General features: G+C 71.2%; 22 protein-coding genes. 17 read left to right on the forward strand and 5 right to left on the reverse strand.

Annotation, left to right across the window (positions count from 1 at the left end):
* Positions 1 to 35: 35 nt before the first annotated feature.
* Positions 36 to 2,795: an FG-GAP-like repeat-containing protein gene (locus MYMAC_RS05425; protein WP_095957318.1), complete on the reverse strand. Its 2,760-nt coding sequence runs from the start codon at positions 2,793 to 2,795 to the stop codon at positions 36 to 38.
* 202 nt (positions 2,796 to 2,997) lie between these two features.
* On the opposite strand from MYMAC_RS05425, the gene MYMAC_RS05430 reads away from it, so the two are divergent.
* From MYMAC_RS05430 to MYMAC_RS05440, 3 genes are all read left to right on the forward strand, one after another.
* Positions 2,998 to 3,969: a nucleotidyltransferase domain-containing protein gene (locus MYMAC_RS05430; RefSeq protein ID WP_013935774.1), complete on the forward strand. Its 972-nt coding sequence runs from the start codon at positions 2,998 to 3,000 to the stop codon at positions 3,967 to 3,969.
* Between the two features lie 104 nt (positions 3,970 to 4,073).
* The gene (locus tag MYMAC_RS05435; RefSeq protein WP_013935773.1) at positions 4,074 to 5,372 is read left to right on the forward strand and encodes a UDP-glucose dehydrogenase family protein; all 1,299 of its coding nucleotides are present in this window, start codon (positions 4,074 to 4,076) and stop codon (positions 5,370 to 5,372) included.
* A 2-nt stretch (positions 5,373 to 5,374) separates the two neighbouring features.
* Positions 5,375 to 6,562, forward strand: a complete 1,188-nt coding sequence (locus tag MYMAC_RS05440) for an acyltransferase family protein (protein WP_095957319.1) — start codon at positions 5,375 to 5,377, stop codon at positions 6,560 to 6,562.
* Positions 6,563 to 6,692: 130 nt separating this feature from the next.
* On the opposite strand, the gene MYMAC_RS05445 is transcribed toward MYMAC_RS05440, so the two are convergent.
* On the reverse strand, positions 6,693 to 6,983 hold the full coding sequence (locus MYMAC_RS05445) for a hypothetical protein (RefSeq protein ID WP_013935771.1): 291 nt from the start codon (positions 6,981 to 6,983) through the stop codon (positions 6,693 to 6,695).
* A gap of 99 nt (positions 6,984 to 7,082) precedes the next feature.
* Between MYMAC_RS05445 and MYMAC_RS05450 the strand changes: the two genes are divergently transcribed.
* Positions 7,083 to 7,703, forward strand: a complete 621-nt coding sequence (locus MYMAC_RS05450) for a hypothetical protein (protein WP_013935770.1) — start codon at positions 7,083 to 7,085, stop codon at positions 7,701 to 7,703.
* Between the two features lie 102 nt (positions 7,704 to 7,805).
* Complete coding sequence (locus MYMAC_RS38280) at positions 7,806 to 10,427, forward strand: O-antigen ligase family protein (RefSeq protein WP_013935769.1); 2,622 nt, start codon at positions 7,806 to 7,808, stop codon at positions 10,425 to 10,427.
* 25 nt (positions 10,428 to 10,452) lie between these two features.
* On the opposite strand, the gene MYMAC_RS05460 is transcribed toward MYMAC_RS38280, so the two are convergent.
* Positions 10,453 to 10,983 carry an aminoacyl-tRNA deacylase gene (locus MYMAC_RS05460; protein WP_204817406.1) on the reverse strand — a complete coding sequence of 177 codons (531 nt, stop codon included), beginning with the start codon at positions 10,981 to 10,983 and terminating at the stop codon, positions 10,453 to 10,455.
* 149 nt (positions 10,984 to 11,132) lie between these two features.
* Between MYMAC_RS05460 and sitA6 the strand changes: the two genes are divergently transcribed.
* Both sitA6 and sitI6 read left to right on the forward strand, forming a co-directional pair.
* Positions 11,133 to 11,864 (forward strand): SitA6 family polymorphic toxin lipoprotein, encoded by a 732-nt coding sequence (sitA6, locus tag MYMAC_RS05465; protein WP_157757453.1) that lies wholly within the window; start codon positions 11,133 to 11,135, stop codon positions 11,862 to 11,864.
* A 31-nt stretch (positions 11,865 to 11,895) separates the two neighbouring features.
* On the forward strand, positions 11,896 to 12,621 hold the full coding sequence (gene sitI6, locus MYMAC_RS05470) for a SitI6 family double-CXXCG motif immunity protein (protein WP_095957322.1): 726 nt from the start codon (positions 11,896 to 11,898) through the stop codon (positions 12,619 to 12,621).
* Positions 12,622 to 12,630: 9 nt separating this feature from the next.
* Here sitI6 and astB read toward each other — a convergent pair whose 3' ends face one another.
* A complete protein-coding gene (gene astB / locus MYMAC_RS05475) occupies positions 12,631 to 13,953 on the reverse strand; it encodes an N-succinylarginine dihydrolase (protein ID WP_095957323.1) in 1,323 nt (440 codons plus the stop codon).
* Positions 13,954 to 13,970: 17 nt separating this feature from the next.
* Between astB and MYMAC_RS05480 the strand changes: the two genes are divergently transcribed.
* The 10 genes from MYMAC_RS05480 to MYMAC_RS05525 all read left to right on the forward strand — a co-directional run bounded on the left by MYMAC_RS05480 (position 13,971) and on the right by MYMAC_RS05525 (position 23,256).
* A complete protein-coding gene (locus MYMAC_RS05480) occupies positions 13,971 to 14,924 on the forward strand; it encodes a lysophospholipid acyltransferase family protein (protein ID WP_095957324.1) in 954 nt (317 codons plus the stop codon).
* A 12-nt stretch (positions 14,925 to 14,936) separates the two neighbouring features.
* Positions 14,937 to 15,488, forward strand: coding sequence for an LptA/OstA family protein (locus tag MYMAC_RS05485; protein WP_095957325.1), 552 nt, complete (start codon positions 14,937 to 14,939; stop codon positions 15,486 to 15,488).
* On the forward strand, positions 15,485 to 16,090 hold the full coding sequence (locus MYMAC_RS05490) for an LptA/OstA family protein (RefSeq protein WP_013935762.1): 606 nt from the start codon (positions 15,485 to 15,487) through the stop codon (positions 16,088 to 16,090). Before MYMAC_RS05485 ends, MYMAC_RS05490 begins: the two co-directional genes overlap by 4 nt.
* A complete protein-coding gene (gene lptB / locus MYMAC_RS05495; protein WP_013935761.1) occupies positions 16,087 to 16,827 on the forward strand; it encodes an LPS export ABC transporter ATP-binding protein in 741 nt (246 codons plus the stop codon). Before MYMAC_RS05490 ends, lptB begins: the two co-directional genes overlap by 4 nt.
* A 247-nt stretch (positions 16,828 to 17,074) precedes the next feature.
* The gene (gene rpoN / locus MYMAC_RS05500) at positions 17,075 to 18,592 is read left to right on the forward strand and encodes an RNA polymerase factor sigma-54 (RefSeq protein ID WP_095957326.1); all 1,518 of its coding nucleotides are present in this window, start codon (positions 17,075 to 17,077) and stop codon (positions 18,590 to 18,592) included.
* A gap of 129 nt (positions 18,593 to 18,721) precedes the next feature.
* Positions 18,722 to 19,507 (forward strand): hypothetical protein, encoded by a 786-nt coding sequence (locus tag MYMAC_RS05505; RefSeq protein WP_095961477.1) that lies wholly within the window; start codon positions 18,722 to 18,724, stop codon positions 19,505 to 19,507.
* A gap of 112 nt (positions 19,508 to 19,619) precedes the next feature.
* Positions 19,620 to 20,504 (forward strand): SDR family oxidoreductase, encoded by an 885-nt coding sequence (locus MYMAC_RS05510; protein ID WP_095957327.1) that lies wholly within the window; start codon positions 19,620 to 19,622, stop codon positions 20,502 to 20,504.
* A 200-nt stretch (positions 20,505 to 20,704) separates the two neighbouring features.
* Positions 20,705 to 21,373, forward strand: coding sequence for a ribosome hibernation-promoting factor, HPF/YfiA family (gene hpf / locus MYMAC_RS05515; protein WP_013935757.1), 669 nt, complete (start codon positions 20,705 to 20,707; stop codon positions 21,371 to 21,373).
* A gap of 542 nt (positions 21,374 to 21,915) precedes the next feature.
* Positions 21,916 to 22,377, forward strand: a complete 462-nt coding sequence (locus tag MYMAC_RS05520; RefSeq protein ID WP_013935756.1) for a PTS sugar transporter subunit IIA — start codon at positions 21,916 to 21,918, stop codon at positions 22,375 to 22,377.
* A gap of 33 nt (positions 22,378 to 22,410) precedes the next feature.
* A complete protein-coding gene (locus MYMAC_RS05525; RefSeq protein ID WP_043709168.1) occupies positions 22,411 to 23,256 on the forward strand; it encodes a hypothetical protein in 846 nt (281 codons plus the stop codon).
* On the opposite strand, the gene dtd is transcribed toward MYMAC_RS05525, so the two are convergent.
* A complete protein-coding gene (dtd, locus tag MYMAC_RS05530) occupies positions 23,253 to 23,714 on the reverse strand; it encodes a D-aminoacyl-tRNA deacylase (RefSeq protein ID WP_013935754.1) in 462 nt (153 codons plus the stop codon). The genes MYMAC_RS05525 and dtd overlap by 4 nt on opposite strands.
* Positions 23,715 to 23,797: the final 83 nt, after the last annotated feature.

The following is a 23,797-nucleotide window of genomic DNA, read 5'->3' on the forward strand; positions in this document are numbered from 1 at the left end:
GAGTGACGCCGCTCCACGCCCCTGCCTCGCTCACCTCACGGACACAGCGGGCTGCCACCCAGGCCGGGCGCGCAGCCCTGGCCCACGCAATACTTCGGCCCGCTGTCGTGCACCTGCTCTCCGGCCGAATCGCGAGGCACCTCCACGGTGCAGCGCCCGTCGGCCCGGTTCCCGGACGGGTCCTCCACCACGTAGTGCACCGTGTAGACGCGGCCATCTCCGGCGTCGTCACGTTCGGCGCGGAGCTGGACGGAGTGGGCGTTCACCCGCACGTCGATGTCGTCGCAGGTGGCGCCGTCGCAACTGCCCGCGACGTCCTCTGATTCGTCCGACGTCACCCGGATGATGCGGCCGTAGCGCTCAAGCGACAGGTCACCCATGCACGCGTCCTTCGCGGGCGCCGCGCACTCGGCCAGCGTCACCGTGCGGTACTGGTGGTCCGCCGGCCACAGCCGCTTGCCCAGGGACGCGCCGGGCACGGGGGCCCGCGTGTCCCGCACCGTCACGGAGAAGGCGCAGCCACACGCGTTGCCGGAGCCGTCCACCGCGTTGCAGTCCACCACCGACCGGCCCAGCGGGAACCGGGAGCCATCCGGCGGCGAGCACGTCACGGACACCGGCCCGCAGTTGTCCGCCGCCTGCGCGGTGTAGGTGGCCTCCGCGCCCCCCGCGACGCACTCCAGCACCTGCGGCGCCGGACAGACGATGGTGGGCAGCGTCATGTCCACCACCTTCACCGTGGCCTGGCACACGTCGCTGTCCTCTCCGTCATGGGCCGTCAGCGTCACGGCGTGGCGTCCCAGCCCGTAGGGGCCGGGCGCGGACTGCGTCAGCGTGAAGGGCCCGGGCTGGCCGTCCGGGTCATGACTGCCGTTGTCCACGTTGGCCGCCGCCCGGCACTGCGCGTCCGCCTCCACGACGACGTCCTGGCACAGCGCCACCGGCGGCGCGTTGGGCGCGCACGCCAGCTCCAGTTGCGCGGACGTCTTGTTGTTGTCCTCGCGGCACTCCAACTCGCGCCCGGCGCCGGTGCCGTCGTCATCCACCACCGCGTAGACGAGCACCCAGCCACTGTCGGAGGTGGTGATGGGCAGCGCCACGGTCGCCTCCGCGCCCGCCTCCAGCGTGTGCTCCACGGTGGCCACGCCCAGCAGCGTGCCGCCTTCGCCCACCGCGTCCTGGTAGAAGGCCACCTGGACGCCCGCCGACGCCGCCGAGTCTCCCTGGTTGAGCACCCGCGCACCGAGCGTCACCGCGCCTTCGCCCGCGCAGGTGGCCGTCACCTGGCCGATGGCGAGGTCCGGCGCCGCGAAGGGCCGCACGGCGCCGGTGCCCTGGCTGTTGGTGCGGAAGGTGTTGAGTCCCGGCGCCAGCCAGTTGCTCACCGGGCGCGAGGGCAGGGTGCCGTCGTCATTCACGTTGGTGACGGAGTAGGCGTGCTGGTTCCAGATGCGCCGCGTGTTCACCCAGCCGTCCTTGCGGTCCCGGTACACGCGGATGCCGTTGAAGCCGCCGTAGCCGCAGGCCGTGTTCTGCGCGACGACAATTTCGGCGTTGCCGTCACCGTCCACGTCCGCGACCACCGGGTTCTCATACGCGGTGCACGAGCTGTGCGGGGCCTCGAAGCGGACCTCGCCCGTCACGCCGTCGTAGATGCGCAGCGCCGTCTCGTCCGCGTAGACGACCTCGGCGCGGCCGTCGCCCTCGAAGTCGAAGGTGGAGGAGCCGGTGCGGTTGGAGCTGTGGTCCTGCGTGGGGCTCAGCCACTTCACCGTGCCGTCCGCCTCGAACACCGCGTAGTGGGACGCGCCCGCCACGCCAATCTCCGGCTGGCCGTCCCCGTCGAAGTCCGCGATGTTGGGCGGTCCACCCACGCCGCCGCCCAGGTGGTGCACGGTCCACTTCACCTCGCAGTCGGCGTCCATCAGGGACACCCGGCCGTCCCACACCACGACGACCTCGCCTCGCGGGTCCGCGTCGAAGTTGCCCACGCCGGAAAGCCCGTGGCCCAGCTCCGCCGCCTTGCACTTGAGCGTGCCGTCATGCCGGTAGATGGCGCGGCCGTTCACCACCTCCTGGAGCCCGTCTCCATCCAGGTCCAACGCGAACGCCAGCGGGCCCGTGTCGTTGGCCGGGCTGCCCACGCCGTCGCTGCCCGTCCACCGGAGCTTCCCGCTGCTGTCGTAGACGTGGTTGCCGGCGATGAGCTCCACCGAGCCATCCCCGTCCAGGTCGGCCAGGGACACGCCGCCCCAGTCGAGCGGCGGCCCGTCCGCGCGGAACTTGAAGGCGCCGGTGTGCTCGAAGCAGATGACGCCCCGGGCGCTCTCCGGCACGGTGCACAGCTCCACCTTGCCGTCCCCGTCGAGGTCACCCGCGGCGACGCTGGCCGAGCCCCGGGTCCGGTACGCCAGGTCCGTCACCGCCCACAAGTCCGAGCCGTCCGCGCCGCTGATGGCGCGCAGCACGCCGTTCGTCTTGAAGTTCCAGCCCTCGAAGCTGTTGAACACCACGTCGGGGACGCCGTCCTGGTTGACGTCCACCACCACGGGGGTGGCCTGCGCGTTGGTGTGCGTGGGCATCAGGGGACTGCCCGTCCAGGCCCACTCGACCTCGGGCTCGAAGTGGGGCTCGAAGGGCGGGCGAAGCTCGCACCGGGCCTCGGACTCCACCGCCGTGGTGTCGTCGAATGCCGGGGGTTCCTCGGGTGTCGTGCCCGTGCACGCCACCCACCCGAGCGCTCCGAGCGTGAGCCACCGGCCCGGACGCCCGTCCGACCATCCCTGCTGCGACATGCCGCCTCCAAGTAAGCCTGCCCGGCCCGCGACGTACCGGGCGGCCCAGGTATTCACTCGGACGTGCTTGCGGACCCACCCTGGGAGGCCGGCCCGTGTCGGCTGTTCACCCCTGGCGCCCGGGAGTGATGGGTGCTGCACAGAGCGCGTGACGTCATCCGGGCGTTGCAGGCCATGCGTCCGGACCGTTAAAGGGGGGCCCATGTCCGCCGGCCTCCTCGACACCTTCCGAGTGCTCTCTTCGTTCGACCCGCCGCGCGGCGCGCTGGGAGGGGCGCCGTGGGAGGAGTACGTGGACTGGGCCATCATGCAGGGCCTGGCGCCCCTGGCCGCCTACAACCTGGAGTACCGGCTGGGCGCGGGCAACGCGCCGGAGTGGGCGCGGGACAAGCTGCTCGCCATCTACCAGGGCTCCGTCAACGACAACGTGATGAAGCTGGTGAACTTCAAGCGCATCGTGAACGCGCTGGAAGGCCGCAAGCTGGTGCTGATGGGCGCCGCATCCTTCGCGGACTCGCTCTACCCGCACGTGGGCTTCCGCCCCGTGCCGGAGCTGCAGCTCCTGATGAAGCGCCTGGACGTGGAGGGCTTCTCGGGGTTCCTCGCCAACCACGAGTTCGCCCCGGAGCCCGACACGGAGAACAGCGGCGCCACGAAGGTGCTGTCCGACGGGCGCACCGTCATCCTGCTCTATTCGGATGTGCTGGGGCCCCGGCGCCGCGAGCAGACGGCGGGCATCCTGGAGCGCGCCAGGCCGATGCGCGTGTACGGCTCCTCGCTCTACCGCCCGGAGCTGGAGGACGCGGTGCTGCTGGTGGCGCTGGAGCACGCGCGCCACGGGTACGCGGTGCCGTGGCTGTCCTTCATCGACCTGCGCGAGCTCGTCACCGGCGCGAAGTGGATGGGCGGCGTGTACTCGCGCCCGCTGGACGTGCCGGTGCTGCTGGCCCGGGCCAGGGAGTGGCGCCTGGAGCGGGCCCTCTACACCTCCCTGTCGGTTGTCACGCGCCTGTTTCCGGAGGCCGCCGCGGACGCCACCGCCGCGCTGCCGCCCCTGCGCCGCGCGACGCGGGAGCTGCTGGACCGGACGGTGGTGGGTCCTGTCTGCACCCCCGGCCAGACCTCGGCGCTCAAGGGGATGGAGCGGGTCCGCCGCCTGCTCACGGGCCAGTAAGCCTGGCTGCTCGCAGAGGGGCCCCGGCGCTGGGGGATGGGCTTCCTTTCGGACTCCCTCCCGGCGTATGAGTCTGCCAAGAGACATTCACTGGGGCTCCTTCAATGCGTATTGCCATCATCGGAACCGGCTACGTCGGCCTGGTCGCGGGCACCTGCTTCGCGGACTCGGGCAACGACGTGACGTGCGTGGACATTGACGAGCGGAAGATCCGCATGCTCCAGGCGGGCGAGGTGCCCATCTACGAGCCGGGCCTGGAGGAGCTCATCAAGAAGAACGTGCGCGAGAAGCGCCTGTTCTTCACCCGGGACCTGGCCGAGGCCGTCGTCAACGCGCAGGTCGTCTTCATCGCCGTGGGCACGCCGGAAGGTGAGAGCGGCGACGCGGACCTCCAGTACGTGCTGGCCGCCGCCGAGCAGATTGGCAAGGCGATGAAGCAGTACACGGTGGTGGTGGACAAGAGCACCGTGCCGGTGGGCACCGCGGACAAGGTGCGCGAGGCCATCCGCGGCGTGACGAACGTGGAGTTCGACGTCGTCTCCAACCCGGAGTTCCTCAAGGAAGGCGCCGCGCTGGACGACTTCCTCAAGCCCGACCGCGTCGTCATCGGCGTGGACTCCGAGCGCGCGCGCAAGGTGATGGGGGACCTGTACTCGCCCTTCGTGCGCACCGAGAACCCCATCCTCTTCATGGACACGCGTTCGGCGGAGCTGACGAAGTACGCGGCCAACGCGATGCTGGCCACGCGCATCTCCTTCATGAACGACATCGCCGCGCTCTGCGAGAAGGTGGGCGCGGACGTGGACTTCGTGCGCAAGGGCCTGGGCTCGGACAAGCGCATCGGCTACCCGTTCCTCTTCCCGGGCGTGGGCTACGGCGGCTCCTGCTTTCCCAAGGACGTGAAGGCGCTGGTGGCCACCGCGCGTGAGTACGGTCTGGAGCTGGACCTGCTGCGCGCCGTGGAGCGCACCAACGAGCGCCAGAAGAAGCTGCTGGTGAACAAGGCCGCGAAGCACTACGGCTCGCTGGAGGGCCGCAAGTTCGGCGTGTGGGGCCTGGCCTTCAAGCCGAAGACGGACGACATGCGCGAGGCGCCGTCCATCGAGGTCATCGAGGGACTCATCGGAAAGGGCGCCCAGGTGATTGCGCACGACCCGGTGTCCCCGCACACGGCCAGGCGCGTCTTCGGCGAGCGCATCCGCTACGCCTCCGTGCCCTACGAGGCGCTGGAGGGCGTGGATGGCCTCTTCGTGGTGACGGAGTGGAACGAGTTCCGCCACCCGGACTTCGAGCGCATGAAGTCGCTGATGAAGTCCCCCGTCGTGTTCGACGGCCGCAACGTGTACGACCCCACGCGCATGCGTGAGCTGGGCTTCACGTACTACGGCATCGGCCGGCGGTAGCGGTGAGCGGGAGCAGGGCCCTCGACGCGCTGACGGGGCTGCGCTTCGTCGCGGCCCTTCACGTCGTGTTGTTCCACTTCGCGGCGCCGTGCCTGGGCACGGCGCCCGAGGCGCTGCGAAACTGGGTGGGCGCGGGCTACGCCGCCGTGGGCGTCTTCTTCGTCCTGTCCGGCTTCGTGCTCGCCTGGAACTACCTGGACGCGGACGGGCGCATGGAGACGTCGCCCCGGGCCTTCTGGGCCGCGCGCGTCGCCCGGGTGTACCCCGTCTACCTGCTGACGTTCCTCCTGTCCGCGCCCACCACCATCGCCCCGTCCGTGGCGGACAATGGCTGGAAGGTGGCCGCCGTGAAGCTGGCGGTGGGCGGCGCGGTGACGCTGGCGCTGCTCCAGGCCTGGGTGCCCCGGCTGGCGCTGTACTGGAACCCGCCGGGCTGGTCCGTGGCGGTGGAGGCGTGCTTCTACGGCCTCTTCCCCCGACTGGCGAAGGGGCTGCCCAGGCTCAAGCCCGCGTGGCTCCCCGTGGCCCTCGCGGGCACCTGGGGGCTGGGGCTGGCGCCGCCGCTGCTGTACCTGGTGTTGCTGCCGGACGGCCCGGGCCCGGTGGACGTGCACGCGTCCGGCCCCTGGTTGATGGCGCTCAAGTTCAACCCGCTGGCGCGGCTGCCGGAGTTCCTCATCGGCGTGTTGCTGGGCTGGTGCTTCGTGCGTGAGCGCGCGGCGGGAGGGGGGAAGGGCTCCGGCGCGGTGCTGGCGGCGCTGGGCACGGCGCTGTTGGTGGCGGCGGGCGCGGCGGGGGAGCGGGTGCCGTATCCGCTGATGCACAACGCCCTGCTGGCGCCCGCGTCGGGGCTGCTGGTGTACGGGCTGGCGCGCGGTGGCGGTGCCCTGGGTTGGCTGCTGTCACGGCCCACGCTGGTGCGGCTGGGTGGGGCCAGCTACGCGCTCTATCTGCTCCAGTACCCGGTGTCGGAGGCGGCCAAGGGGGTGGGGGCGGCGCTGTCCCCCTGGGTGGAGCTGCGCACGCCCGAAGGGCTGCTGGCCACCGTGCTGGTGCTGGGCGTGCCCGCGTCGCTGTGGGTGCACCGTTACGTGGAGACGCCGCTGCGCGCCCGCGTCCGCGCCGCGCTGGCGCCCTGGGTGGAGGGGCCGCGGCGCGAAGACGCGAAGTCGGTGGTGTCCGGGGCCTGAGCGGCGGCGGGCCCGTACAGCCGAGCCGGGGGCATGCACGGCGGCGGCCTGGCTCAGGCGAGCCGGGTGGGGCCCGAGGGGCGGTTTCCGTCGCGGGCGAAACGGGCGGCGTCTAGCCGGGTGGGGCGGCTCAGCGGGAGAGGCCGCAGGCGCGCTTGCCTTCCTCGGTTTCGATGGCGCGGCAGTCGCAGCCGTCCAGGCGCTCCTCGCACACGGCCTCGTCCTCCGCGGTGGGCTCCACGCGGTTCTCCTCCTGGGAGGCGCGGCGCAGGCACAGCTCCTTCTCCACCGAGTTGATGGAGCAGTCGCACAGCTTCTCGGACAGCTCGCGGCAGGCGCCCTTGCAGCCGGTGAGGCCGGACAGGGCGGAACAGAGGAGGGCGGCGGTGACGATGAAGCGGCGCATGGCTGCGGCGAACATGCCAGAAGGTCCCCTGGATGCAAGCTGGCTTCGAGCCCTTCGTGCCTGGGCGGGTGCTAGGGTCGCCCGGCTGCTCTACACCTGGGGGAAACACCACATATGCTGTCACTCGCCGCCGCCGCGTTGCTGGCCACCGCCGCTTCGCCGACGTCCCACTCGCTGCTGACGCGCTCACCTGACCGGCCGGTGTCCGTCCGTCTGCTGCTGGCCCAGGCCCCGGCGGAGGTGTCCCCGGACGCGTCCGGGGCGCCCACGCCGCCGCCCCTCGCCGAGGACCTGGACGCCCGCGCCCGTGAGCTGACGCAGCAGATCGCGATGCTCCAGAGCGAGATTCGCACCGTCGACACCAACTGGCCCGCCGGGTCGCTGGTGATGGCGTATTCCGGCTACGTGCTGTCGCCGCTGCTGCTGCTGGGCATCCCGCTCATCATCGTCGGGATGGGCTCGTCGGACGACGACGACGCAGGCAGCTTGCTGGGGCTGGGGGTGGGCATGACGGTCGGCGGCGTCGCGGGCGTGGGGTTGCTCATCGCGGGCATCATCACGGGCTCCAAGGAGGCGAACCTCAACCGGAGCCGCCGGGAGGAGATGGTCCGCGAGCGCATCCGGCTGGAGGACGAGCTCCGGGACGTGAAGGCCCGGCGGGACGCGCGGGGCGCCCTACAGACTCGGACCTGGACGCCGCGTCCGAGTCTTCCGCTGGTCGCCTTCGCCTTCTGATGTCCGCTTTCGCGCACGGCCGGTCTCCTGGCGGCTCGTACTGGGGGCGGGGGGGCGGGCGAGGGCGCTGGGTGCTGTGATACTCACCCGGCCTCTCCCCACATGCCTCGTGCCTCCCGCAGCGCCTCCCGATTCACCCTGTTCGCCGAGGCGGCGCTGGCGGCGCTCGTCGTGGGGTGTCCGCTGGCGTTGGGCGGCGCCGCGGGGTGGCTTCTGGGGCCGCTGGTGCTGCTGTCCGGCGCGGCGGCCGTGCTGGCGGCCATTGGCGCGAAGCGGCAGGGCCAATCCCTGCGCGTGCCCTTGCTGGCGGTGCCCCTGGCCGCGGGGGCGGCGCTGTGCGCGGTGCAACTGGTCCCCCTGCCGGAGGGACTGCTGCGCCTGCTGAGCCCCGAGGCGGCCGCGCTGCGGGAGTTCGCGCTGGTGCCGCTGGGGCTGGAGGGGGCCCGGCCGGTGTCGCTGGACCCGTCCGCCACCTGGCGCGAGCTGGCGAAGCACCTCGCCTACCTGCTGGCCTTCCTCGCGGCGGTGCAGGTGTGTCGCTCGCGGAGCAGCCGGGAGCGGTTGCTCGCGGCCGTCGTGTTGACGGGCGCGGGCCTCACGGTGGTGGGGCTGGGCCATGCGCTGCTGGGGGTGAAGTCCCTCTTCGGGCTGCTGAGCTGGACGCACGCGCGGCCCCCGCTGGTGACGCCCTTCGGCAACCCGAACCACCTGGCGGGCTTCCTCGCGCTGGCGTCCACGGTGGGCGTGGGGCTGGCGCTGACGCGGAGGCAGCAGTCCCGCACGTGGCCGTACGCGCTGGCCGCGGGCCTGTCGGGGCTGGGCGTGGTGCTGTCGCTGTCGCGCGGGGGCATTGCCTTCTTCGCCTTCGGGCAGGTGCTGCTGGCGGTGTTGCTGCTGCGCAGGCGTCACGCGGCCGGTGAGGGGGCGCCTCCCGTCTGGGCCCGGAGCACCGCGGCGCTGCTGGGGCTGCTGGGCGTGCTGATGGTGGGCGCGTACGCGGCGGCGGAGGGGCTGTGGGCGGAGGCGCGCACCGCGGACAGCGTGGAGAAGCTGCGCCAGTCCAAGGTGGCGCAGTGGCCGATGCTGTCCGGGGCCGCGCGGGCGTTCCCGATGCTGGGCATGGGCCGCGGCGCCTTCGAGGTGGCGTTTCCGCGCTACCAGACGGAGCCCAACCCCAACACCTTCACGCACCCGGAGAACGCGGTGTTGCAGGTGGCCACGGAGCTGGGCGCGCTGGGGCTGGTGCTGCTGGCCGTGGCCGTCTGGGCCTTCTTGCGCCTGCTGCGCCGCGAGGGCCTGGAGATGGTGGACCTGGCGGTGCTCGCGGGCGTGGCGGCGCTGGGGCTGCACGACCTCTTCGACTTCAGCCTGGAGCTGCCCGCGTGCGCGGTGGCGGCGCTGGTGGCGCTGGGCGCGGTGGCGCGTCCTCGCGAGCGGGCCTCCACCGTGGAGCAGGGCTGGTGCGCGAAGCCCGCGGGCGCGGCGCTGGGGATGGGGCTGTCGCTCACGGTGGTGGCGCTGGTGGCGCTGGTGCCGGGCCGTCACCGCGTGGCGGACGCGGAGGCGGAGCTGGCGCGGCTGGTCACCTCGGGCGCGTCCGCGCGGGACGTCCACGCGCGGGGCCTGGCGCTGGTGGACCGGCACCCGTCGGATTACCTGCTGTACCGGCTGATGGCTTCCGCCCATGCGGCGCGCGGGCGTGAGGGCGCGGGAGAGGCCCTGGCGCTGGTCAACCGGGCGCTGTACCTGGCGCCGCTGGATGCCAGCTCGCACCGCGTGGCGGCGCGGGCGCTGCTGGCCCTGGGCCGGAGCGCGCAGGGCTTCCTGGAGTACCGGCTGGCGCATGAGGCGGGGGATTCCACGGTGCTGCTGGGCGAGGCGCTGCCCCAGGTGGAGTCCCTGGCGTCGCTCACGGTGCTGACGCCGGAGGCCCCTGCGACGGCGGTGCGGCTGCTGGACTCGCTGGCGAACACGCCGGGGCGGCTGGAGCTGGCGCTGGCGTACTCGCGCTGGGCGCGGGAGCGCTTCGAGGGCGGTCCGGAGGCCGCGGCGCTGTGGGCGCGCGAGGCGCGGCTGCAGCTTCGCAAGGGGGCGCTGGAGGTGGCGGACGCGGCGTGCGCGCGGGTGGAACGGCTGGCGCCGGACGCGCTGGAGACACATCTGCTGCGCGCGGAGGTGCTGCGGGCGCAGGGACGGCGGCAGGACGCCCTGCAGGCGCTGGAGCGGCTGTTGGCGCGCTTCCCGGGCAACGTGGCGCTGTCCTTCCAACTCGCCGCGCAGCAACTGGATGCGGGGCTGACGCGGCGGGCGAAGGACACGCTCCAGGCGCTGGCGCCGTTCATCACGGATTACGCCCAGCGCGCGCGGCTGCTGTCCATGGAGGCGGCGTGCCTGGAGCGCGAGGGGCTGCTCTCCCACGCGCTGGAGCGGCGGCAGACGGCGGCGCGGCTGGCGCCCGGGGCGGAGGCGTTCTTCGCGGTGGCGCGGACCCAGGAGGCGCTGCGGCGCTACGACGCGGCGGCGCGTTCGGTCCACGAGGGCATGCGGCACCTCCCGGCGGGCGCCCGGACGGAGGCGCGGGCCTGGGCCGCGCGGTTGGAGGGTGCGGAGCGCGAGCGGGTGGATGCGCGGCGCAAGGCGCTGGTGGACGACCCGCGGGCGGCGGAGCTGGAGTACCTGCTGCGCAATCCGGACGAGGATGGCGAGGCGCGGGACGCTCAGTAGGCGCCCGGGCCTCGCCCCGGTTCATTCAAGCGTGCGCGTGGGCTTCCTCGCGCAGGCGCGTGGGCACGCCAGAGGCGGCCTGGCGCTGCTGCGCCTGTTCGATGAACGAGGCCACCAGGGGCCACTCCAGGGTGGCGAAGTCCTGAAAGCGCAGCTCGAGCGTCTCCTCGTGGGAGCCCGCGCGGAAGAGCAGCCGTTCGGCCAGGCTGAGGGATTCATCGACGGCGACGGGCAGGCCGTAGAGCTCTCCGAAGGGGGGCTCGGCGCCCACCTCGCAGTCGGGGAAATGGCCGGAGAACTCCTGCTCGGTCGCGAGCCGGACATGCCGGGCGCCCAGCGTGTGACGGACCTGGTCCAGGTCGACGGTGCCCGCCGCGGGGACGACGACAATCCAGGGCTGCCGGTCCGCCATCACGATGACGGACTTGGCCACGCGCCAGCCGGAGACGTGCAGCGACTCGGCGACTTCTTGAGCGCTGACGGCACGCGGGTGCCAGTACCGCTCGAAACGCACCCCGTTGCGGCGCAGATAGTGCTGTATCGCTTCGGGAATCATGGGGAATCTCACCTCCTCTTGAGTAGAAGGTGATGCCCGCAAGCGAGTCCGACCACGGGCGACTGTCATACTCGTGTCCACAGCCTTCTTCGCAGCGCCTGTGCGCCCGCCGGTAGGGCAGACGGGCGTCCCGGCTATGGTGGGGAGCCATGAACTGGCTGCTACGGCTCATGGTGCTCTGCGGCTCCCTCCTGGGTGTGCTCGCATGCGGAACAGCGTCCCCCGCGCTGCGCGAGTGGGCGGACGCGGAGTGGCAGGCGGATGCCGACGAGTGCCATGAATCCAGCCAGCAGCGCTGCGTCGTCCTGGCCTGTGACGAAGGCGTCTGTGGCCTCTTTCGGTGTGAGGACGTGGCGGACGACGCCGTGGCGCATGGGCGGAAGGTGTGGGCGGTCGAGAAGGCGACCGGCCGCCCCTCCTTTCGTGGACCAGGCAGCTATCGGAACTGGTGGCAACGCCGTACGGGGATTCGGCGGGATGCACACCCGCTCGCGACCGCGCCGCTGGCGCGCCGCGCTCCCGTTTTCATCCCCGCGATTCCCCGAGCGCACGGAAAGCTCATCAAACATCACCTCTTTCCGCAGGAGCCTCGGCTCGCAGCCTGGTTCCGTGCGGCGGGCATCGACATCCATCAATTCACCATGGTCGTCCCCGAGCGCGTCCACTGGACGATTCACAGCGGGAAGGGGATGGGGCCAGGAGGTGCGTGGAACAACGCGTGGCGGCAGTTCGTGATGGCAAATCCCCGCCCCCCGTCGAGAGACGTCATCATGCGGCACGCCATCGAGCTTGCCTTTCGTTTCGAGCTGTCAGGCCCGGTCGTGCCCTACAACGTGCCCGTCACTCCAGGAATGAGCGGCCCCCGGATAGAAGCCCTATGAAGGTGAGCCCCGAGGGAAGGAGCGTGGGGACGTGAGGTTCTACCGAGTCGAAGGGGATGCGGCGTCCCGATTCACGGGCGACCTGAGCCGAGCCGCTCACAAGTGGGGTCTGCCGGGCGTTGAGCCTTGCGCCGCGTGTGGTGTCGGGGGCGGTTGGGCTGGCCTGCAGTATCCGTGTGTCGACCTGTCGGGTTTCTCCAAGGCCGAGCTGAAGCCGTACTCCGACCCATGGCCCGTCCCCTTCGAGGTCTTTGCCCGGCTGCGCGAGCGAATCCGGCCCCTGGCTCCCGAAGGGGCTGTCCTGGAACCTGGTACGCGGCTCGGACCGCTCACGGGCACGGCAACGGGAGCGTTCGGGCCCATCACCCTCCAGGATTGGACGCTCGTCGCTCGCGACGATGCACTGGCCGCGTTGCATGGTGCCGGACTCCAGGGGCTCACCGGATGCCGTCTCGACGTGACGTTCCGAGGCAAGAGTCCCCCGGTGCTTCGTGAGTTGCAACTGGCACTGCAGGGTCGGATTCATCCCGACTGCTTCACCCAACCTCGCGCGTCGAACTGCGCGAAGTGTGGAAGCGAAGCCAGCGAGCGCCTTCCAGACACGTACTGGCTCGCCCAGGAGACGCTGCCCACGCAGGTGGACCTGTTTCGCCTGAGGGATTACCCCACGCTCATCATCGCCACCGAACGCACCGTGGACGCGGCGGACCGGCTGAAGCTGGAGGGCGTCACCTTCCAGCCCGTGGACGCGCGCTGAGCCAGCCGCTCAGCGCTGGAAGTCGTAGACGCTGCCCAGGTTGAGGAGCCGGGTCAGCTCGTCCAGCGCCGTCATGGTCTCCCGCGCGAGCTGCGGGTCCTGCAAATCCTTGGGCCGCAGCACCTCGCGGTAGTGCCGCCGCACCCAGCCGGCCAGCGAGTCATGCAGCGCGGGCGTGTAGAAGACGTCCGCCTTGATGGCCCCGCGCTCCTCGTCCGTCAGCCACACCCGCTGACGCAGGCAGGCCGGGCCGCCGCCGTTGTTCATCGACTGGCGCACGTCCAGGTAGTGCACGGCCTTCACCGGCGTGTCCTCGGCCACCACGCGCTCCAGGAACCGCCGCGCCGCGGGCGTCTCCCGGCTCTCCACCGGCGCCACGATCGCCATGGTGCCGTCCGGCAGCGTCAGCACCTGCGAGTTGAACGGGTACGCCTTCACCGCGTCCTTCGCCGGCAGCTCCGCCTTCGTGGCCACCACCGCGCGGAAGTCCTGCCCCAGCTTCTCCCGCAGCACGGCGAGCAGCCCCGCGTGGTCCACGAAGGCCAGCTCATGCAGCATCAAGAACCGCTCGTTGCCCACCGCCAGCACGTCCGTGTGGAAGGCCCCCGCGTCGATGCCCTCCGGGTGCTGCTGCGGGAAGAGCACCGACTTCGCGTCCAACTGGTGCAGCCGCGCCAGCGCCTGGCTGGCCTCCAGCGTCTGCCGCGCGGGGAAGCGGCCAGGCCCCTGCACGTCCTGCCACGCGCTGCGGCCCCAGGCCAGCAGGTGGACGCCCGCGTGCCCCGGCGTGGCGAGCCGCGTGTGGTTGGCCGCGCCCTCATCCGCGAAGTGCCCGCTGCCCGGCAGCGGCGCGTGGACCGCGAAGTACTTCTCGTTGGCGAAGATGGCGCGCAGCACCGCGTGCGTCGTCTCCGCCTCGATGGCGCGGTGGTACATCTGCGACAGGTTGGCCGGCGTCAGGTGCACCCGGCCGTCCGCCGTGTCCGCGCTGGGGGCCACCGTGGCGGCGTTGGCCGTCCACATGGAGGACGCGCTGGACGTCAGGCGGAGCAGGTGCTCGGCCTCCCGCGCGGCCCGGGTGATGACCTCCTCGTCGGAGCCCGTGAAGCCCAGCGCCCTCAGCGCATGCAGGGACGGGCGCGGCTGGGGCGGCAGCACCGCCTGGCCCACCCCCAGCCCCGACACGAAGCGCATCTTCTCCAGCCCCTGGAGGGCCGCGTCCCGGGGGTGGCTGGGCTCACCGACATGGCTCTGCGACGCCAGGTTGCCGGGCGAGAGGCCGCCGTAATTGTGGGTGGGCCCAACGAGCCCGTCGAAGTTGTATTCGCGCATGGGATATTGAACGCCTCGTGGAGCGTCCACCCTTAGCAAAGCGCCTCAAGCGTTTCCTCCGCTACGTGCTCATCCGTGGCGTCATGTTGCTCCTTCAACCTCTGCCGCTGGGCGTCGCCCGGAGCCTGGGCGCGCGCCTGGGCGCCCTGGCCTACACCCTGGCCGGAGGGGAGCGGCGCAAGGCCCTCAAGTCCCTTTCCGTGGCCTTCCCGGAAAAACCCGAAGCGGAGCGGCAGGCCCTGGCCCGCGATGCCTTCCGTCACCTGGGCGCCGCCGCGTTGGAGGTGGCCTGCACCGGCGCCCTGGATGAGGCCCTGGAGCGCCTGGTCGCCTGGCCGGACGCCGACCGGCAGGTGCTGGAGGCGGCCCTGGCCCGGGGGCGCGGCGTCGTCTTCGTGTCCGGGCACGTGGGGAACTGGGAGCTGCTCGCCCGCCGGGTGGCGCGCGCCGGCTACCCCAGCCAGAGCATCGCCAAGGAGACCACGGACCCGCGGCTGACGGAGCTGGTGGGCCAGTTCCGGGCCCGCGGCGGGGTGCGGAGCATCTGGCGCGGCCAGGAGGGCGCGGCCCGGGCCATGCTGCGCGCCCTGCGCAACGGCGAAATCCTGGGCATCCTCATCGACCAGGACACGAAGGTGCAGTCCCTCTTCGTGCCCTTCTTCGGGCAGCTCGCCGCCACCCCGCGCGCCGCCGCCGACCTGGCCCTCCGCACCGGCGCGGCGGTGGTGACGGGCTTCTGCCACCGCGAGGGCGCGGGCTACCGCCTGTCCATGGAAGAGCTGCCGGTGCCCCAGGACGCCGACCGCGAGGCCGCCGCCCTGGCCCTCACCGCCGCCCTGTCCAGCCGGATCGAGGCCGCCATCCGGCGGACGCCGGAGCAGTGGGTATGGATGCATCAGCGCTGGAAGACGCGTCCACCGGTGAGCGGGGAGGTCCCACTTCCGGAGGCGGCGCCCGCATCCGCCGGATGATAAGGAAGCCCCGTGCCCCGTCTGCTCGCCGTCAGCCTCTTCGCCTGGGTGTTCGCCTCCGGATGCAAGCCGGGGGCGGGCGAGGGGGCGGCCAGCGCCCAGCCGCCCCCGGAGGTGGTGCTGCACGGCGCCCGGCTGGAGTCCTTCGCGGGCGACCGGCTCATCCGCTCCGGCACGGCCCGGCAGGTGTCCTACCAGCGCACCACCGGCGAGGTGTGGGCCACCGACGCCACCCTCCGGATTCCGCCGGGTTCCGCGCCCCAGGGCGCGCCTGCCGGGACAGAAGGGGGCGTGGAGGTGAGCGCCCCGAATATGGCGGGGAGCCTCGCGTCCAAGCAGGTGGTGGCCTCGGGCGGTGTCATCATCCGCACCGGGAAGGGCATGGAGGCCCACACTCCAAGGTTGACGTACGACGCCACCACGGAGCGGGCGCATGGAAACGAGGGCGTGACGGTGAAGGGACCTGACTACCGGCTGAGGGCGGACCGCTTCGAGCTGCTCTTCCCGGACGAGACGTTCAACTTCGCGGGCTCGGTGGAGACCGTGGTGGGAGCGCCAGAGTGATTGAGTTCCTCGTGATGGCCTTCTTCGTCGCGCAGCCCGCGCCCGCGGTCGCCGCCACCCCCGCGCAGGGCACGCCTCCCGCCGCGGTGGGCTCGGCGCCAGCCCCTGGGACGGGCTCCCGTGCCCCGGGGCCCCTGGGCGGCAAGGCGCTGACGGAGCCGGTCCAAATCAAGGGCGACAACGTCACCTTCCAGAAGTCCCAGGCCACCCTCACCGGCAACGTGAAGGTGAAGCACCGCACCATGGACCTGAAGTGTGACCGGATGACGGCCAACTACACGCCCCAGCGCGAGGTCACGCGCGTGGTGTGCACCGGCGGCGTGGAGGCCGTGGACGGGGACCGCATGGCCCGCGGCGAGCGCGCCGAGTACGACGTGCCCAGCGGCGTGCTGGTGGTGACGGGCTCGCCCGAGGCCCGCCAAGGCACCACGCACATGCGCGGGACGAAGGTCCGGCTGACGCTGGGCAACGAGCGGCTGGAGGTGGAGAACGCCGTCATCGTCTTCGAATCGCTGCCCGCCAACCCCGCGCCGGCGAAGCGCAAGGGGCGCTCCACGCCGGCCCGTCCGGCGCCGTCGGCCCAGGGGGGCTCGGCCCGATGAGCGCGAAGCTGTTCGCCGAAGGGCTGGAGAAGACGTTCCGTGGCCGCAAGGTGGTGAACGGCGTGTCCTTCAGCGTGGCCCCCGGAGAAGTGGTGGGCCTGCTGGGCCCCAACGGCGCGGGGAAGACGACCAGCTTCAACATGGTGGTGGGACTGGTGTCGCCGGACAAGGGACGCGTGCGCATTGGCGACGAGGACCTCACGCACCTGCCCATGCACCGCCGCGCCCGCCGGGGCGTGGGCTACCTGCCCCAGGAAGCCTCCGTCTTCCGCAAGCTCACCGTGCGCGACAACTTCCTGGCGGTGATGGAACTGCAGAAGGACCTGGACGCCAAGACGCGCGCCCAGCGCGCCGACACGCTCATGGAGGAGTTCGGCCTGACGCACGTCGCGGAGTCCCTGGGCGAGACGCTGTCGGGCGGCGAGCGCCGCCGCGCCGAAATCGCGCGCAGCCTCATCCCCCAGCCCCGCTTCATCCTCTTCGACGAGCCCTTCGCCGGCGTGGACCCCATCAACGTGGGCGACCTCCAGCGGCAGATCTTCCTCCTCCGCGAGCGCGGCCTGGGCGTCCTCATCACCGACCACAACGTCCAGGACACCCTCGGCATCTGCGACCGTGCGTACATCATCGCACAGGGGCGGATTTTGGAGGAGGGCACCCCGGCGGAGATCGCCGCGTCCCCCAAGGCCCGCGCCGTCTACCTGGGGGAACGGTTCCGCCTCCAACAAGCGCTCTAAGCACGGCTGGCCACCTGTCAGAGGAGTGCTTAAGATGGGTTGGCCCCGCTTTTGCGCCGACCTGTCAACGCGCATGTGACACCCTGAGTGGTTCCAAGCTCTTGGATTCCTTGTGGAATTCTGAGCATGCAAGCAAGGGACCCTCGTTTCGGGGCTAGACGAAGTCAGGGCTCCTTGTTACGTTGGCACGGTCTTTGATTGTGGCCCTCCGTCCGAGGGACCGAATCAACCCTGGAGACCCCGTCTCATGGCGATGGAACTGAAACAAAGCCTGAAGCTTGCCCAGCAGCTGGTGATGACGCCGCAGCTGCAGCAGGCCATCAAGCTCCTCCAACTCTCCCGCATGGAGCTGCTCGAGCAGGTCCGCGAGGAGATGGAGCAGAACCCACTGCTGGAGCAACCGGACGAGCAGGCCCCGGGAGACGTGGGAGACAAGGAACCCGGTGAAGCCTCCCTGGAGGCGGACAACATGGAGCTGCCGCGGGACGGGGATATGCCCGCGGCCACCAGCGACACCGCCACGGAGTTCAAGGCGGACGGGGAGGGCCCCCCGGAAATCGACTGGGAGCAGTACCTCAACAGCTACCAGTTCAACGAGCCCACCACGGCCTCCAACAAGGGCAACGTGGCCACGGACGACATGCCGTCGTTCGAGGCCAACCTCGTCAAGAAGGAGGACCTGGTCGACCACATCCAGGAGCAGCTCGGCACGCTGCGCCTGAATGACGCCGAGCGCCGCATCGCCATGCTCATCCTGGGCAACCTGGATGACGACGGCTACCTCAAGCTGCCGGAGGTGGATGGCGACCCCCTCATCCGCCTGGCCAACGAGGCGGACGTGCCCATGCACGTCGCGGAGCGCACGCTGCGCCGCATCCAGATGCTGGAGCCGCGTGGCTGTGGCGCGCGTGACCTGCAGGAGTGCCTGCTCATCCAGCTCCAGGCCATGAAGGAGCCGCAGGCGCCGCTCCTGGGCCTCATCATCAAGCGGCACATGAAGTACCTGGAGAGCAAGAACCTGCCCGCCATCGCCAAGGACCTGAAGGTCACCTTGGAAGAGGTGGTGGAGGCGGTGCGGCTGCTCCCGAAGCTGGACCCGAAGCCGGGCCGCAACTTCAGCGGGGATGACGCGCAGTACATCTCCCCCGACGTGTTCGTCTACAAGATGGGGGACGAGTACACGGTGGTGCTCAACGATGACGGCCTGTCCAAGCTGCGCATCTCCGGCACCTACCGGAACGCGCTGAAGACGGGCGCGGTGGGTCCTGGCCAGACGAAGGACTTCATCCAGGACAAGCTGCGCAGCGCCATGTGGCTCATCCGCTCCATCCACCAGCGGCAGCGGACCATCTACAAGGTCACCGAGAGCATCGTGAAGTTCCAGCGGGACTTCCTGGACAAGGGCATCGCCCACCTCAAGCCGCTCATCCTCCGGGACGTGGCCGAGGACATCGGCATGCACGAGTCCACGGTGAGCCGCGTCACCACCAGCAAGTACGTGCACACGCCGCAGGGCATCTTCGAGCTGAAGTACTTCTTCAACTCGTCCATCGCCCGCGTCTCCGGTGAGGACACCGCGAGCGAGGCGGTGAAGCACCACATCAAGCAGCTCGTGTCGCAGGAGGACGCGCGCAACCCGTACTCGGACCAGAAGATCGTCGAGCTGCTGCGCTCGCAGGGCACCGAGATTGCCCGCCGCACGGTGGCCAAGTACCGCGAGGTGCTGGGCATCCTCCCCAGCAGCAAGCGCAAGCGGTACTACTGAGCCCAGGCCTTCACGGCGCGCCCTGCCCGGGGCGCGCCCGGGTGGGCGTGACAGCGCGTCCGGAAGTGAAGCTTCGGCGGGAAGGGCTGCTCGCGGGCGGCGGGGCGCGGGTATAGGGTGCGGCGCCGCATGAACCTCATTTTTCGTCGCAACCTTCTTCGCCTCCCGGCGGGGGCCTTCGTCGCGGTGGGCCTGTTGTCGGGTTGTGGCAGCAGCCTCACCTCGGAGACCGTCAGCCTGGCGGAGCTCGCCGGGCGGACCTTGACGCTGGCCCAGTCGGACGTGGACGTCTACGAGGGCGTGGACGAGGCCGGCTCCCACCGCGTCACCGTCACCTTCTCTCCCGCGGCCGAGGAGGACCGGTGCACCGAGCTGAACGAAGGCGCCACGGCCACCTTCAACGGCCAGCCGATGACGCTGGACCGGGGCGGGGTGGATGGCACCGCGGGCCGCGACGTGTGCGTGCCCACGCGGGCCTATTACGACTTCGACCCCAACGTCTGGGTGCAGCAGCCCACGGAGAACGCCCGCATCGTCCTCCAGGACGGCTCGCACACCATCACCCTGGTGCTGAAGGACGGAAAGGCCAAGCGCCTCTTCTCCTTCCAGGGCCCCGGGGCCGAGGACCGGCTCACGCGCGGCCAGGAGTATTCGTTCCGGTGGCTACCGGAGGGCGAAATCCCAGGCCCCATCACCGCCACCCTGCTGCGCGAGGGCGGGAGCGCCACGGCCACCATCCCCACGGCGCAGGAGGAGGCCGTCGTCAGCTTCACCCTCCTGCAGACCACGCCGGTCGCCGCCCACCTGCTCACGCTGAGCGGGACGGCGCCTGGCGAGGTGCTGGAGTGCACGGGCGTGGCCACCTGCGAGGCGACGCTGTTCCACTCCGAGGAGCGGGTCGTCAACGTGCAGTAGGCGGCCGGTGAGCGGGCGGCGGAGCGGGCCCGGACCTCGCCGGGCGCGATTGCCGCCGTGTCCCGCCACCCCCACCGTGCCTGGGTACTGCCCTCCTGGAAAGGACCCAGCCATGGCCCAGAAGAATCCCGACCCTCGCGACGTCGGCCCCAAGCCGCCGTTCCCCAAGCAGTCGCAGCCCCACCCGGGCCACGAGGGGCGCATGTCCCCGGAGCCCGACTACGGCGAGCAGTCCTACAAGGGCCTGGGCCGGCTGGAGGGCCGGGTGGCGCTCGTCACCGGCGGCGACAGCGGCATTGGCCGCGCGGTGTGCCTGGCCTTCGCGCGCGAGGGCGCGGACATCGCGGTGTCCTTCCTCAGCGAGGGCGATGACGCCCAGCACGTGAAGCGCGTGGTGGAGGACGCGGGGCGCAAGGCCCTGCTCCTGCCGGGGGACCTGACGGTGGAGGCCCACTGCCGCAAGCTGGTGGAGGACACGGTGAAGCGCTTCGGGCGCATCGACATCCTCGTCAACAACGCCGCCTACCAGGGCGAGGCGGTGGAGCGCTTCGAGGACCTGGACCCCGAGCGCCTGGAGCGCGCCTTCCGCACCAACATCCTCGCGATGTTCCACCTGGTGCGTCACGCGCTGCCGCACATGAAGGAGGGGAGCACCATCATCAACACCACCTCCATCCAGGCCTACGAGCCCTCGCCCGCCATCCTGGACTACGCCGTCACCAAGGGCGCCATCGCCAACTTCACCAAGGGCCTGGGGCAGGAGCTCATCAAGCGCGGCATCCGCGTCAACGCCGTGGCGCCGGGCCCCGTGTGGACGCCGCTCATCCCCCAGTCCTTCGACGCGGAGAAGACGTCCACGTTCGGCAAGGACTCGCCCATGGGCCGCCCCGCCCAGCCCGCGGAGCTGGCGCCGTCCTACGTGTTCCTCGCGTCGGACGAGTCCCGCTACGTCAACGCGGAGGTGCTGGGCGTCACGGGCGGGCGGCTGCTCGCGTGAGCTGACGCGCCGCGTGAGCGCGCCGGCATGGCTCCAAACAGGGGGACATGCCAGTGACGCGTGGTGCAGGCGGGATGTCCTGCCTCGGACGGGTGGTGTGTCCGGGAACAGGCAACCTGTAGGGGCGGGTTGCTTTCCAGGGCTGGGAGCGTTTCAGATCCGTCACGGAGCTCACCTCTCACCCTAGGAGGCAGCCACGCATGCAGTTCAACATCACCTTCCGTCAGTTCGGAGCGTCCGATTCCCTCAAGGAGTACGCACGCGAGAAGGTCGAAAGGGTGAACCGGTTGCTGGACCGAGCCGGCGAGGCCCATGTGGTCCTGTCGTTGGAGCGCCACCTCCACCACGCGGACATCACCATCCACTCCGGCGCGTGGGTCCTGCGGGGCCGCGACAAGAGCGATGACATGTACGCGTCCATCGACCTGGCGATGGACAAAATCGAGCGCCAGCTCCGGCGCTACCGCGACAAGCTGAAGACGCACCACGGCCGTGAGCGCGTCCACCACCGGCAGGACCTGGTGGAGCAGCTCCGGGTCCGCCACGCCGTGTTCGAGCTCCCCGACGCGGACGACGTGACGTCGCTCGCCGAGGCCTCCACGAGCGAGGCCGCGCCGAAGCCCGCCGTCGTCGTGGCCGCCCCGCCTCCCGCGCCAGCGCAGGCCGCCCGCGAGGTGCGCGCCACCCACCTCACCGTCAAGCCGCTCACGGTGGATGATGCGGTGATGCAGATGAACCTGATGAACAACGACTTCTACGTCTTCCACAACGTGGAGTCGGAGTCGCTGTGCATCGTCTACCGGCGCAAGGATGGCCAGTACGGCCTCATCGAGCCGCACGCCCCGGCGGTCGCCGCCACGGGGACCTGAGCCCTTGCGCTGACACGCGCGCCGTCATCCGCGGGGATGGGTGGCGGCGTGTGACAGGGGAAGGACACGGCCGCGTGCCGGGCCCGTCGCGTGGGCGGGCCCTGGCGGCGGCCGGAAGGCGCCGGGCGGCCCACCGCCTGGCGCACCTCGCGGGTAGGAAGGTGGTTGCCGCGCGTCCAGGGCCTCGGGCGGCGCGCGCCCACCCGCGTCGCGCGGCGCCCGGGCAGGGCCCCGCCGCGTGGACCCGGAATCCCATTGCCCGCGTGGGGGCGTGCCGGGCCCTGGCGCCACGGCCGGTGGTCCGCGTGGAGATGACAGTCGACAGAGGCGGACGCTTCGTGGGAAGTCCCTGCGTGCTCGGGGTGGCGTCACCCCGGGAGAACGCGGGCGGGAAGACCCATCATCGCCCTGAGGGGCGCTTCCCCCGCCGCGTCATGATGCGCAGTGAGCGCGACACGTGCGCATCCAGACAGGCCACCCTTGCGCTAAAGAGGGGTGAGGAGTAATTGCCGCCAACCAGGAGCGCCAGCGCGGGAGCGTCAGTGAGAATCGCCGAGTTCCTCAGCCCCCAAGCCGTCATCGCCGACATGCAGTCGCGGACGAAGCCCGAGGTGTTGCGCGAGTTGAGCGCCACGCTGGTGCGCGCCCATCCGCAGCTCTCCTCGGACCGGCTGGTGGAGGTGCTGCGCGAGCGCGAGAAGCTGGGCAGCACCGGCATCGGCGAGGGCGTGGCCATCCCCCACGGCAAGCTGCCGGGCATGTCGCAGCTCCAGGCCGCCTTCGGCGTGTCGCGCGCGGGCGTGGACTTCGAGGCCATTGACGGCAAGCCCACCCAGCTCTTCTTCGCCCTGGTGGCGCCGGAGAACAGCGCGGGCGTCCACCTCAAGGCCCTGGCCCGCATCTCCCGCCTCTTCAAGAATCCGCGTTTCCGGGCCGCCATCCTCGAGGCGCCCACGGCCGCGGACATCCACGCCCTCATCGTCCAGGAAGACGCGCGGCCTTGAGCGGGCGCGCGTTCCGGGGGGAACATCCGCACCATGGACGTCGTCCTCAGGCCCATCAGCGACCGCTTCTTCCACGAACACCTGCTGCCCTTCTTCCGGCGGGCCATGGGGGATGCCCCTGGCGCGTTGGAGGCCCTGCAGGAGCAGCTGGGAGACGGCCAGGCGCGCATGCTGTGCGAACGGATGCTCTCCACGGCGCTGCCCGGAGGCGTGGGCTCCGTGGACGCGGACCCCTGGGCGGACCTGGTGGACCGGCTCGTCTTCCTGCACTGGACGGAGGGGCCTTCGGGCTGGGAGGTCGGTGAGGCCGACGCGGGCTACGCGGACGGCTGGGACGAGGCTCTGCACCTGGCGCTGATGGTGGAGGAGGCGGACTATCCCTACTCGGACGCGCGCGCCTCGCGCGACGTCCGGGACCGCTTCCGCTTCCGGCCGCGGGAAGACGTGGGCCTGGCCTCGCTGCTGGCCGGCCAGTGGGAGCCCTTCCCGGAGTTCCCACCGGACCAGGTGTTCGCCACCCAGGGCCGGGGCGAATACTCGCCCGGAATGCGCTATGCCTTCGCGGACTGGGCCTGGCGCCCGGCGCGGAAGGTGGCGCACTGGCAGGTGAACCTGCCGCGCAAGCTGGAGCGGCTGCTGGCGCGTGAGCAGGAGCGGATGAAGCTGCCGTCGCTCCCGGAGAAGGACGAGGTGCTGGCGTACTGGCTGGGCAGGCAGCCGCAGCCGCCGCCGCTCACGGTGGCCTTCTCTGGGCTCGGGCCTCGCGCGGCCAACTGGATTCGCGAGCTGGGCGCGCTCACCGCGCACCTGCGCGGCGCGGCGCTGGCGAAGCAGGGCCTGGCGGCGCTGGTGACCAAGGGCTCCGGGGTGCGCATCTAACCCCTGGGCGCGGCGGGGCCGGGGCTCTCCAGCAGCAGGGTGACGGGCCCGTCGTTGACGAGCGCCACCTTCATGTCCGCGGCGAAGACGCCGGTGCCCACCGTCAGGCCGCGCTGGCGCAGCAGCTCGCAGGCGCGCTCATAGAGGGCCTTGGCCCCCACGGGCTCCATCGCGTCGATGAAGCTGGGCCTGCGGCCCTTGCGCGCGTCGCCGTAGAGCGTGAACTGGCTGACGACGATGAGCTGCCTGGACGTGTCCTCCAGCGACAGGTTCATCTTCCCCGCGGCGTCCTCGAAGATGCGCAGCGTGGCCAGCTTCTCCACCATCCACGCCACGTCCGCCTCCGTGTCGCCCTTGCCCACGCCCAGCAGCACCAGCAGGCCCGGGCCCATCTCGCTCACCCGGTGCCCTTCCACCGTCACCGACGCCTCCAGCACGCGCTGCACCACTGCCTTCATCGAAGTCACCTCGTGGACAGGCGTGCTTCACCAGGGGCCCGTGTCAGTCACGCCGTTACAGTTGGAATGTCAGGTTTCTGCCT

Source organism: Corallococcus macrosporus DSM 14697 (genome assembly GCF_002305895.1).
GTDB classification, from domain to species: domain Bacteria; phylum Myxococcota; class Myxococcia; order Myxococcales; family Myxococcaceae; genus Myxococcus; species Myxococcus macrosporus.

Excerpts from the sequence above, each read along its gene's own strand:
- MYMAC_RS05425 (WP_095957318.1), bottom strand. The coding sequence starts at position 2,795 with ATGTCGCAGCAGGGATGGTCGGACGGGCGTCCGGGCCGGTGGCTCACG.
- MYMAC_RS05430 (WP_013935774.1), top strand. The coding sequence starts at position 2,998 with ATGTCCGCCGGCCTCCTCGACACCTTCCGAGTGCTCTCTTCGTTCGAC.
- MYMAC_RS05435 (WP_013935773.1), top strand. The coding sequence starts at position 4,074 with ATGCGTATTGCCATCATCGGAACCGGCTACGTCGGCCTGGTCGCGGGC.
- MYMAC_RS05445 (WP_013935771.1), bottom strand. The coding sequence starts at position 6,983 with ATGTTCGCCGCAGCCATGCGCCGCTTCATCGTCACCGCCGCCCTCCTC.
- MYMAC_RS05450 (WP_013935770.1), top strand. The coding sequence starts at position 7,083 with ATGCTGTCACTCGCCGCCGCCGCGTTGCTGGCCACCGCCGCTTCGCCG.
- MYMAC_RS38280 (WP_013935769.1), top strand. The coding sequence starts at position 7,806 with ATGCCTCGTGCCTCCCGCAGCGCCTCCCGATTCACCCTGTTCGCCGAG.
- MYMAC_RS05460 (WP_204817406.1), bottom strand. The coding sequence starts at position 10,983 with ATGATTCCCGAAGCGATACAGCACTATCTGCGCCGCAACGGGGTGCGT.
- sitA6 (WP_157757453.1), top strand. The coding sequence starts at position 11,133 with ATGAACTGGCTGCTACGGCTCATGGTGCTCTGCGGCTCCCTCCTGGGT.
- astB (WP_095957323.1), bottom strand. The coding sequence starts at position 13,953 with ATGCGCGAATACAACTTCGACGGGCTCGTTGGGCCCACCCACAATTAC.
- lptB (WP_013935761.1), top strand. The coding sequence starts at position 16,087 with ATGAGCGCGAAGCTGTTCGCCGAAGGGCTGGAGAAGACGTTCCGTGGC.
- rpoN (WP_095957326.1), top strand. The coding sequence starts at position 17,075 with ATGGCGATGGAACTGAAACAAAGCCTGAAGCTTGCCCAGCAGCTGGTG.
- MYMAC_RS05505 (WP_095961477.1), top strand. The coding sequence starts at position 18,722 with ATGAACCTCATTTTTCGTCGCAACCTTCTTCGCCTCCCGGCGGGGGCC.
- MYMAC_RS05510 (WP_095957327.1), top strand. The coding sequence starts at position 19,620 with ATGGCCCAGAAGAATCCCGACCCTCGCGACGTCGGCCCCAAGCCGCCG.
- hpf (WP_013935757.1), top strand. The coding sequence starts at position 20,705 with ATGCAGTTCAACATCACCTTCCGTCAGTTCGGAGCGTCCGATTCCCTC.
- MYMAC_RS05525 (WP_043709168.1), top strand. The coding sequence starts at position 22,411 with ATGGACGTCGTCCTCAGGCCCATCAGCGACCGCTTCTTCCACGAACAC.
- dtd (WP_013935754.1), bottom strand. The coding sequence starts at position 23,714 with ATGAAGGCAGTGGTGCAGCGCGTGCTGGAGGCGTCGGTGACGGTGGAA.